General features: G+C 42.5%; 10 protein-coding genes and 1 pseudogene. 3 read left to right on the top strand and 8 right to left on the bottom strand.

The window, feature by feature from the left end; translation table 11 throughout:
- On the bottom strand, window positions 1–356 hold a 356-nt coding region (locus RRG12_RS24760; RefSeq protein ID WP_420760982.1), incomplete at its 3' end, for a GIY-YIG nuclease family protein.
- A gap of 87 nt (window positions 357–443) precedes the next feature.
- On the opposite strand from RRG12_RS24760, the pseudogene RRG12_RS24755 reads away from it, so the two are divergent.
- A pseudogene (locus RRG12_RS24755) lies at window positions 444–836 on the top strand (DUF6444 domain-containing protein); the annotation flags it as partial.
- A 769-nt stretch (window positions 837–1,605) separates the two neighbouring features.
- Here the strand turns inward: RRG12_RS24755 and RRG12_RS24750 are convergent.
- Complete coding sequence (locus RRG12_RS24750) at window positions 1,606–1,857, bottom strand: hypothetical protein (RefSeq protein ID WP_420760164.1); 252 nt, start codon at window positions 1,855–1,857, stop codon at window positions 1,606–1,608.
- Window positions 1,858–2,413: 556 nt separating this feature from the next.
- Complete coding sequence (locus tag RRG12_RS24745) at window positions 2,414–3,676, bottom strand: HhoA/HhoB/HtrA family serine endopeptidase (protein ID WP_420760163.1); 1,263 nt, start codon at window positions 3,674–3,676, stop codon at window positions 2,414–2,416.
- 339 nt (window positions 3,677–4,015) lie between these two features.
- On the opposite strand from RRG12_RS24745, the gene RRG12_RS24740 reads away from it, so the two are divergent.
- Window positions 4,016–4,900, top strand: coding sequence for an ATP adenylyltransferase family protein (locus RRG12_RS24740; RefSeq protein ID WP_420760162.1), 885 nt, complete (start codon window positions 4,016–4,018; stop codon window positions 4,898–4,900).
- A 196-nt stretch (window positions 4,901–5,096) separates the two neighbouring features.
- On the opposite strand, the gene RRG12_RS24735 is transcribed toward RRG12_RS24740, so the two are convergent.
- The 3 genes from RRG12_RS24735 to RRG12_RS24725 form a co-directional block, all read right to left on the bottom strand.
- Complete coding sequence (locus RRG12_RS24735) at window positions 5,097–5,843, bottom strand: phycoerythrobilin:ferredoxin oxidoreductase (protein ID WP_420760161.1); 747 nt, start codon at window positions 5,841–5,843, stop codon at window positions 5,097–5,099.
- 89 nt (window positions 5,844–5,932) lie between these two features.
- The gene (locus RRG12_RS24730; RefSeq protein WP_420760196.1) at window positions 5,933–6,667 is read right to left on the bottom strand and encodes a 15,16-dihydrobiliverdin:ferredoxin oxidoreductase; all 735 of its coding nucleotides are present in this window, start codon (window positions 6,665–6,667) and stop codon (window positions 5,933–5,935) included.
- Between the two features lie 211 nt (window positions 6,668–6,878).
- Complete coding sequence (locus tag RRG12_RS24725) at window positions 6,879–7,457, bottom strand: phycobiliprotein lyase (RefSeq protein WP_420760160.1); 579 nt, start codon at window positions 7,455–7,457, stop codon at window positions 6,879–6,881.
- 117 nt (window positions 7,458–7,574) lie between these two features.
- Here RRG12_RS24725 and RRG12_RS24720 point away from each other — a divergent pair, with 117 nt between their 5' ends.
- Entirely contained in the window at window positions 7,575–8,423 is an 849-nt protein-coding gene (locus tag RRG12_RS24720; RefSeq protein ID WP_420760159.1) for a pentapeptide repeat-containing protein, read from the top strand.
- A 416-nt stretch (window positions 8,424–8,839) separates the two neighbouring features.
- Here the strand turns inward: RRG12_RS24720 and RRG12_RS24715 are convergent, their stop codons facing one another.
- Both RRG12_RS24715 and RRG12_RS24710 read right to left on the bottom strand, forming a co-directional pair.
- The gene (locus RRG12_RS24715) at window positions 8,840–9,040 is read right to left on the bottom strand and encodes a hypothetical protein (RefSeq protein ID WP_420760158.1); all 201 of its coding nucleotides are present in this window, start codon (window positions 9,038–9,040) and stop codon (window positions 8,840–8,842) included.
- A gap of 258 nt (window positions 9,041–9,298) precedes the next feature.
- Window positions 9,299–9,961 carry a HEAT repeat domain-containing protein gene (locus tag RRG12_RS24710; protein WP_420760157.1) on the bottom strand — a complete coding sequence of 221 codons (663 nt, stop codon included), beginning with the start codon at window positions 9,959–9,961 and terminating at the stop codon, window positions 9,299–9,301.
- Window positions 9,962–10,112 lie beyond the last annotated feature (151 nt).

Here is a 10,112-nt window from a genome sequence, read left to right as displayed (position 1 = left end):
GGCAAAGAAAGATTTATTTTATTCTGATATTGACCGTAACCCTGAGAATTATTATTTGGTCTTTGTGCTACATTACTACGCTCCATTAACTGAATAACTTGTTGCAAATATGCGTTCTTTGTAAATTCAAACCACTCCCTATAAACATTAAATGACTTACAAGCTTGATGAATTTCTTTCTCTACTTTGTAAACGTCAGCAACAAACACATAATGAATGAGTTTCAATGGGTAGGGACTTTGACGGCTATTCAGTTCTTTTAATCTATCCTCTGGTGTTCGTGGTGCTACAGTTAGCCCTATTTTGTATCTATATGTACCCACACTATGAATTAAATAAATGTACCCTGGTTTCATTCTTGTATCTCTGTTTGTAGTTCTTCTGTAAGGATTCAGGTGGCAGAGTATTGACAAAGGGGACACTTGAGGGAGAGTATCACAAATATGAACCAAAACTTGCCTCAAGATTTAGACCGAGAAAGCTTGAACCAGTTATTACGCATAATAAACTGGTAGAGGTAATTATTGAGCAAAGCAAGGCGATACGTGACTTACAGAAAACAATCTTAGAACTACAGCAAGAAATAGAACGTTTAAAAGTCAGCCGAGATTTGGATAGTTCTACCTCCTCGAAGCCACCATCTGGTGATATTCTGAAAAAGAGCAAAAACAAAAAAGCATCGCTGGATGGAGAATCAAATCATCCCAAAAGAAAATCAGGCGGGCAACCAGGGCATCAGGGAAAAACGCGTAAGGGTTTTGGCAGAGTAGATCGTTATGAAATATGAAATCTTACGCCCTTTGGATTGTGTTTACTGTGGTCAACGAAAATCGGCGGGAATCCCATCCCAACGAGAGGGGTGGGAGGAATAGCCGCCCGTCTTCAAAGTCATTAGTTATTAGTTATTAGTCATTGGTGCTAATGACTAATAACTAATAACTCGAAATCCCCCGGCTTCAAGCCGGGGGATGAGTTAAAAAGCATTTGCTCACACGGCAATAAAAGTAGAAAAACACTCTGTAGCACAATTAGTAGAACGTCCCATTGAAATAGTGGAGTATCAACGCTATACGTCAATACAGTTCAGATAAACCCAAAACACTTGTAGAGACGGCAATTCATCGTCATCGCGTCTTCAAAGACAAATTATCTACACCACTAACTTTAACTGAATAGACATTTAACGCCTATCTTGCTGCATTCCACTCTTAATTCAGGCTCGTCAATGGATATGTTTGTCCTGGATCTGTATAGGACTCAACGAAGAAATGGCACTAAGAAAAGCCCAAAAGCTTGTGTCGTCTCGTTCCCAGCCTGGAGGCTCGGAATGTATTTAAAAGAGGCTCTGCCTCAATTCAAGCTACTGGAGGCGGAGCCTCCCAGAATGGATTCCCAGCCTGGAGGCTTGTTCCAGTCAGAACAAGGGCTGTATCTTTTCTTAGTGCCATTCGACTCAACGAAGAAGTGCTATTTTTATTAAAAATATGAAATAATACCCCTTTAGAATATTTCTAAAGGGGATTTTTAAACAACAACAAAAACTATGAAAAAAGAACTCTGCAACCAATATTGATAGGTAATAATTTGTTGCAATTGTAGGTCTTTTTATCTATATACATAGCGAGCCGGTATCCACTGGCGACCACGATTTGTTTGCACCCAACGTCCAGGAACTAATATCCTCCTTCTCACTTGAGCAGGAGTATAAACTCTAACTGGCGCTGGTCTTTTGATTATTCTAACTGGAACCGGTCGCCTAACTGGCCGTCTGACCTGAGCATCAGCTTGGGAAGGAATAAAGGTAACAGCAATTGGTAAAATCAGCGCTAAACTAGCAAGCACTCTTTTAATATTCATTCGCAAACTTTCCTTCTATGATATAGACATCAAAGTAATTAATATCTCGCGAAATATTAATCGCCTTGACAAATAAATGATAGAACTACAAGGATATATACACTAGTGAAAAAGGTAATTACTTAAACCGTGACTAATGTCATATAGGAATCCGCTTTGATTTCTGAACTAATTTGCGTAGGCAGGCAATAGGCAATAGGCAATCTTGCTACAGTCAAGAAGGCTTCTTAGTTGTACTGAGTTTTTTTAGAAATCAAATATGAGTCCTATAGGTGAAGAAGAATTCATAATTAAGAATCAATCACAGAACTTACGCAAAAATCGCTTTTGATATTTGTGGCAGTGCCCACTTGATCTCATGTCCAGCTAATTAGTTATCATTCCCGAATCAGATATGTAGAAAGCCCAACAACCCCTCTTCTCTGCGGTCTTAATGATAAGTCTTTAACCGGGCGCGATATTAGGTGATTGCAACTCAACTTTGCCACCTGAAAAAAGGGACGGGCAAAATACCCATCCCAGAAAATTCACTTTTATTCAATTGATAGCAAAACTTTTATTGCACTGCGGTGGGAAAAGCACCAGGTTGCACAGCTACATTAATATTCTGCCCATTGCGACGTAATTCCATACGTAAATCGCCTCCGACTTGGCTATTTTCTACTGCTTTTTGGACACTACTGGCATCTGTGACTACTTGTCCGCCAAGCTTTTGGATTACATCACCAGCACGTATTCCTGCTTTAGCGGCTGGCGAATTTGGTACAACTTTCACAACTAATACACCTTTATCTTCATTCACATTCAAACCGCTGTTGGGATCTGAGTTGATATTTTGTTTTAGTTGAGGCGTTAACCCCATCATCTGAATTCCCAGATAAGGATGTTCTACTTTGCCTGTAGCTATAAGTTGATTAGAAATGCGTTGTACTGTGTTGATGGGAATAGCAAAGCCTAATCCTTGTGCCCCTTGGATTATAGCTGTATTCATGGCAATTACCTCGCCACGGGAATTTAGCAGAGGGCCACCGGAGTTACCAGGATTAATCGCTGCATCAGTTTGAATATACTCTACTCGCTTATCGGCAGCACCGATTAGATTGCTACTGCGTCCAGTAGCACTGATGATTCCGGTAGTTACTGTATTATCTAGTCCAAGGGGGTTGCCGATCGCGATCGCCCATTCTCCTGGTTGCAGTTGATCTGAGTTCCCTAAAGCCACTGAAGGTAGATTCTCTGCCTGAATCTTGACAACAGCGACATCGGTTAATTCATCTTTTCCTAACACCTTACCTTCCAAGGTGCGCCCGTCTTTGAGTGTTACTGTCACTGTATCAGCACCATCTATGACATGGGCGTTAGTGAGAATCCGACCATCGGAACTGATGAGAAAACCTGAACCAGTACCCCGTTGTACCCTTTCTCCTGATTGTGGCAGTTGGGAACCAAAAAAGCGGCGAAAGAACGGATCGTTGAATTCATCTGGTATCCGACTTCTTACGGTTCGGGAAGAGTTAATCCGCACGACTGCTGGCCCGACCTTCTGCACCACCTGTGTCACAAAATTAGGATCTGTGGCGGCTGGTAATGGCGGAGCGGCATTGACTCGACTAACTGCCAAGTTAGATGCACTCTCAGACATCTGCCTAGAATGTCCAGCCATATAACCACCTGCTAATGTCATACCTGATCCCAGCAGCACCAGCGATAGAGAGGCGGCAGCCTTTTTCCAGGGCGCTCGATTTTGGTATTTGGTGTCAACAGTGTTTGATAAAATGCTATTTGATGGGTTTTCTCCATCACGAGATTGGTTTTGCATTGCTGTCTGGAAAGATATTTTAGATATATTACTAATGTAGATATTATTTATGACAGTTTTGTTGCGGAGGTATTGCGTTGTTGTGAAAGATTTGGTATTTTAACCATCGCATCCCGCTTTAAATGAATTTTATCTATAGGACTCCTATTTAATTTCTGAACAAGACTCAGTACGGATCTATGCTTTCTTTCCTATTCCCTATTCCCTATTCCCTATTCCCTACCCACACAAGTAAATTCAAGAATCAAAGCGGATTCCTATATATGGAATATAGTCATTCGTAAGGGCGCACATCTGTGTACTCCGATTGCGTGTTCCATCCATGTCTGAAGGAATAAAATGGCACAGGGTAAAATCTTACTTAAGCCTGGTACTTTATGGACAAGTGTCAAAGAGCAGACGGAATATGCTTTACAATGTGGAGCGTTGCTGTCGATACCAACGGAATTTGAGTTTGTCGAACAGGATAATGTCCGCTTTTTAGTGCGGATTTTGTCTAACTTGAATCGCAAAAAAGCAGCCGATGAAAAACAGAAAAAACAATCTGCTACATCTGGTCAAGAGTTTAATCCTTTCTTGCCCTACGAAGAGGATTTATTTGTAGCGGATATTTCTGATACCCATGTATGTATTTTAAATAAATTCAATGTTGTTGATTATCACCTGCTAATCATCACCCGTGATTTTGAGGAACAGGAAAGTTTGCTCACCCTGGAAGATTTTACGGCTATGTGGGCATGTCTAGCTGATTTCGATGGTTTAGCATTTTACAATAGTGGCAAAACGGCAGGTGCTAGTCAGCGACACAAGCATTTACAGTTAGTTCCTCTACCATTTGCATCTTCAGTCCCGCAAATTCCTATTGAACCTCTGTTGAAGGCAGCACGATTTCAGGACTTAAGCGCAACTTTACCAGGGCTTCCTTTTATACACGCTTTCGCACCGCTAGATCCCGATTGGGTGCGAGGGGGTCAAGCAACACTGGAAGTTTATCGCACTTTGCTAGATGCCGTGGGTTTAGATGCAAAGCAATTGGGTGCTTACAATCTGCTGGCGACACGAGAATGGATGTTGATCGTACCGCGATCGCAGGAGCATTTTCACTCCATCTCTGTGAATTCATTAGGATTCGCTGGTGCTTTGCTAGTGCGAAATGCCGCAGAAATGGAGCTTCTCAAAGCTGAAGGGCCGATGACTATCCTCAAGAATGTTGCTATATCCTAATTAAATTAGTGCGATATCTACGACGGATTACGCCTACACAGGTAATAAAACTTGAGAATTACCATTGCTCCTTATACCAATTCAATTAATGATTGCAACACATCCTTGGGTAAAGACGCGATGAATCGCGTCTCTACAAATGGTCTATTTGTCGCATTCTTTTTTTTAATTGGTATTACTTCCTGTAGAATATCCTCTAGTTGACGGCTGTTAATTTTCTCTCTAAGTCAAATAAGAAGCCGTGGATATACTCTTCAGTCCATTCTGCACCATAGAAGCGTTTAAACATCCCTCGTGCTGGGTCTTTTTCAGCCCGATATCGTAGGTATCGCAGTTGGGCTTGCTCAATGGCTGCTAAATTTTGGGAATCTGTTACAACTTCTGCCTGTTCTACAAAATCTAGATAAGCTTTCAAATAGTCTTTAAAAGCGGCAAACACCTGAGTTTCTACTACAGCCGTTTCTTGGGGACGAGTCCACAGAAAAGCGGGAGAGAAAAAGGGCCGTGCTTCTTCTGGAAAATCTCCTCCCCAAGATAGATGCTGTTGATGGGAGTGGAAAATGGGCAGAATTGGTTCAGTATATTTTGCTTGATACGCTGGATCGTCTCGAAATAGGGGCTGCATATCCAAAGCAATTAGATGTCCTCCGGGCAATGTCACCAAATCTGCCCCAAAAAAGGGTAAATCGTAGTTGAGACGGGGAAAAATCACAAAATTCAGCACTTGCAGCGAATTGCCACCCTGTACGTGAGCTGCGCGAATTTGCCGCAATTTTGAAGTTTGAAAGGCATAACTGGTGGTGACAACCTCTTCCTGATTCTTTCCCTTGCCCACAACAGCACTCTTGGACTCAAACCCAGTGGGGATAGGATAGGGCTGTAAATCCAAGCGCGATCGCATATAGGCGATCGCATAATCGAGAAATGGCTGATAGAGTGTCACGTCGCTTCGCTCCGAATTAAAAATTAAAAATTAAAAATTAAAAAACTTCTGCCTCCTGCCTCCTGCCCCCTGCCTCCTGCCTTCTGCCTTCATCTTTTGCCCGCACCAACTGCTAGGGGAACAGCATCTTCAAATAAGAATTCATGGAGAAAACGCTCTGCCCATTCATGTCCAAAGTAGCTGCTAAACAAACCAGATGCGGGATCGCGGTCTGCACTATATTGGTCATAATCTTTTTGAGCTTTGACAATCCGCTGGATATCTTCAGGATCTTGGAGCGGTTTTGCATCTGCTAACATTTGCCAATACAAGTTTAAATAATCCTGAAAAGCTTCAAAGACTCGCGTTGCTACTGTTTCAGGGTCGGTTTTGGCAAACAATAGGTATTTAGAAAAATACTGGTTGGCATCGTAAAACTTCATTTCTAAGTTTTGCGCCAAATCCGGGTATTTATCGTGGAGAGATTTCAGCGGAACTATATATTTTTTTTGATAATCTTCATCCTGAAATAATGGCTGAAAATCAAGCACAATCAGGTTTTTGACTTTACCAAAGGATAAAAAATCAATCCCTAACAGAGGTAGGTCGTAGTGATGACTAGGATAAACCACGCTGTTAAAAATTTGGGCACTCTCCCCGGCATCAATGTAGGTATAGCGAATTTTCCGCAACTCTTGACATTGGTGACACCAACTACGAATAGTTGCTGGGTTTCTGCCGCGATCGCTAACTTTGAATTCCAAACCAGGGGGAATGACCCTACTTTGTAAATCAAACCGCTGAAATAGCTCTTTTTCTAAAAATTCCAGGAAAGGCTTATACATGGAGCATGATTTGTTAACCCTTGCATGAAAATAAGTTATGGCGATCGTGCACGTCTCATTTATGAGAAACAAAGCAACATTCCTTAATAGGGCATTGGGCATTGGGCATTGGGCATTGGTCATTTGTCATTGGTCATTGGTCATTGGTCATTGGGTATTGTAGATTACTCTTCCCATTCCCCATTCCCCATTCCCCATTCCCCAATTCCCACTAACGCCTAGCATGATTCTGACTGATCATTTGCTCCAGCAGTTCTTGGGAAACACAGCGACGCTCAGAACAATAAGTCATTAAGTTGACTCCGTTCATCATTCGCACGGTACTGACTCTGACACGAAAATCATCTGTAACAAACCAACAACGTTCCTGACCTTGATTATTGTCATAGTCAGTATCAATCGTCAGCACTCCATCATCGGCAAATCGATACCGACTCACAACCGGAATGCTCTCAACATAACCTTGGTTGCGGATCAGTTTTCCAGAACGTCTCGTTTCGTCGGGAACATCAACCAAAATGGCAGCATTATCAGTATTCGGTAGCCTGGTATCTAGATTCGCTTGCCATGAAAAACTCGCACCGCCTGTTGCTTTAGTAGGATCTATCCCTTGGGCTGTACAAACTTCCTGGACTTTTGGATCATCCTTTTCCATGACTTTAATGATCAAATTCGACTCTCCCGACTCATCCGCCGCCGAGTCAAAATGATGAACGGAGCGTTCCGTAAACCATGTTCCCTCACTTTTGCGGAAGAAGTCGAGCATTGTCAAGGGCGGTATTAAATCCATCTGTTTTGAAACCTCGTTTTATCAAACTTTTGGTGTTATTGAATACTGAGTTATGAGATGAAGTCCCCATTTCGCTAAAGTGTAGGATAACTCCAAAAGTTATATTTTAATCAGCTGATGACAAATACTGAAATTCAACTTATTACTAGCGATGCCTACGGCAACGGCTTTGCCGAACGCCCCAGTCCAACTCCAGAAATCTTAACAGCCCTGAAAAAAGGAATCCCTGTGGATGGGGTCGATTTGTACCAATTCAATCTAAGGGAAGTCGATTTACGACAAGCTAATTTGAGCAAAGCCAAGCTATTAGGAGCCGACCTCAGTGAGTTGGTCTTGAGTAATGCCGATTTGAGTCGGGCTGATTTGCGAGGCGCGAATCTGCGAGGAGCCGATTTGAGTGGGGCGAATTTGCAGGGAGCCTATTTAAACCGTGCTAACCTCCAACAAGCTAATCTCAGTGGTGCAAATTTGGAGGGAGCTAAACTCCAAGTAGCGCGTTATGATTCACAAACGAAATGGCCCCAAGAATATAACTACAAAGCGTCGGGAGCGGTAGGGCCGGGTGCTAATCTCAATGGTGCTTTTCTGAATACAGCTTCTTTACGAAATGCAGATTTACAAGGCGCGAATCTGCGTGGAGCCTACTTGAGTGGCGCTGATTTGACTGGAGCCAATTTGCAAGGTGCGGCTTTGAGTGGCGCTGACCTGACAAAAGCTTATTTGACAGGGGCTTGTTTGCGGAATGCTCGATTGACTGGAGCCGATTTGCGGGATACTGACCTGCGAGCAGCTGACTTCAGTGATGCAGAGATGGAGCATCTTCAAAGTATTGCTGGGGCAGATTTTACTCTTGCTCAAGGACTCACAGAAGCAACTAAAGCTATGCTTTCCAGCCGTCCATATTCAGAACTCGACGTTTGGAACGCCTACACCCGCACAACAACTCGTGAGAGTTTGAGTGCTTAACCGTACCAATTGTTAGATTTGAGCTTTTATATGATGTCCGTCAAATCACTCATAATCAACAGTTTGTAGTGAGGACTCAAGTCGAATGGCACTAAGAAAAACCCAAAAGCTTGTGTCGTCTCGTTCCCAGCCTGGAGGCTGGGAATGTATTTAAAAGAGGCTCTGCCTCAATTCAAGCTACTGGAGGCGGAGCCTCCCAGAATGGATTCCCAGCCTCCAGGCTGGGAACCAGTCAGAACAAAGGCTGTATCTTTTCTTAGTGCCATTCGACTTTAGTCCCCAAAGGCAGGACTAAAGTCCTTACTACGAACATTTTTTATTAAGTTTGATTAAACGGACATCATATTAGGTGCAAAGCGTATTAAAAAGTGCAACCAAAAATTCAAAATTCTTTGACCAGTTGTTTTGTAGTGAGTTCACAACGGCTTCCAGTTCTTTTTCAGGAGCGCTAAAAATGTCGCGTATCCTTCGGAAAAACCCGGCGGATCTGGTAGAAAATATTGGGGAAATTCTTTATACGATCGCCAAGGTTCTGAAGCATTATGCCGCAAATGTAAGGCACATTCTGAGGAACCTGGTAGTCGCCAAGTCATTTGACCAGTTGGTGTATCAGTCACAAATGCCTCCTCATCTTGAAAAAGTTGATCTTTTCTTCCAGATTTTGGCAGATTAACCGGATATTTTTGTCAAATTTAAGGTAAAATAATACATTTACGATTACTGAAATAAGTTTTATAAAGAAGAATTCAGAACTCAGGAATCAGAATTCAGCATCAATTCTGTATGACTGTTGGACAAATTTATGGCTAGAGTATTCAGAATTCTGTATTCTGACTCATTTTGATCACAAAAATATTCTGAACAAAGTCACACTGCTATTGTGGCAACAAGTCTTCTAAAGCTGCTCCGACGACTCGGTGATCCTCATCCTGTCTGAGTTGGTTCAGGGCTGCTTTGGCTTCCGGCTCATCAAAGCGTTTGAGGGCATAGCTAACTCGCACCCGCATCCGCCAAGATTCATCATTCACCAATGTTAGTATTTGGGATAATGCCGCAGTATGTTGGCTAGAATCAGCTAGTAAGCCGAGTCCATCAACAGAGGATTCCTGAACTGTGAAATCTTCATCTTTTAAACCCTGAACGCAGATATCAAATAGTTCTTCAGGACAATCCATTTCAGCGATCGCAGCTAAAATACTTCGCCGCACTAACCAATGGTCATCCTGATAAAATGCTAGAACTAGATGAGAAACTGCGACTCTACCAAATAGCGACAAAGAATTTGCCGCCTCAGCCCGCACGTTGGGGGTATCGTCAAATTTCATAATTTGCATCAAAGCCGCAAAAGATTCCGCTGATTGTTGATTACCCAAACCCCTGGCGACAAAAGAACGCACCAAAAATTCTGAGTCATGAAGTTTACTCGTGAGCAGAGGAACTGCAACTTCTGATTCATAATCATCGAGAGCCGCGATCGCCTTCAAACGATAGTGAAAATCTGGGTTTTTCAGTTCAGTTTGGATTTTTTGGATTTCCATAGGTGCATTTGGTACAGCTATTCTTACTTTATTTTACAGATGTCATCAAATGGCGATCGCATGATCAGAAGATTGAATCAAGGGCATTGGGCATAGGTTATTCTCCTTGTTCCCTGTCTGCCCAATGCCCAATGCCCTATCCCCTAAACTA

It is taken from the genome of Nostoc sp. CALU 546, from assembly GCF_048836525.1.
The sequence above is the reverse complement of the archived record's forward strand: the minus strand, read 5'-3'. Positions and strand labels throughout refer to the sequence as shown.

Coding starts and splice junctions, on each gene's coding strand:
- RRG12_RS24725 (WP_420760160.1), bottom strand. CDS start 7,457: ATGGATTTAATACCGCCCTTGACAATGCTCGACTTCTTCCGCAAAAGT.
- RRG12_RS24750 (WP_420760164.1), bottom strand. CDS start 1,857: ATGAATATTAAAAGAGTGCTTGCTAGTTTAGCGCTGATTTTACCAATT.
- RRG12_RS24745 (WP_420760163.1), bottom strand. CDS start 3,676: ATGCAAAACCAATCTCGTGATGGAGAAAACCCATCAAATAGCATTTTA.
- RRG12_RS24710 (WP_420760157.1), bottom strand. CDS start 9,961: ATGGAAATCCAAAAAATCCAAACTGAACTGAAAAACCCAGATTTTCAC.
- RRG12_RS24720 (WP_420760159.1), top strand. CDS start 7,575: ATGACAAATACTGAAATTCAACTTATTACTAGCGATGCCTACGGCAAC.
- RRG12_RS24730 (WP_420760196.1), bottom strand. CDS start 6,667: ATGTATAAGCCTTTCCTGGAATTTTTAGAAAAAGAGCTATTTCAGCGG.
- RRG12_RS24740 (WP_420760162.1), top strand. CDS start 4,016: ATGGCACAGGGTAAAATCTTACTTAAGCCTGGTACTTTATGGACAAGT.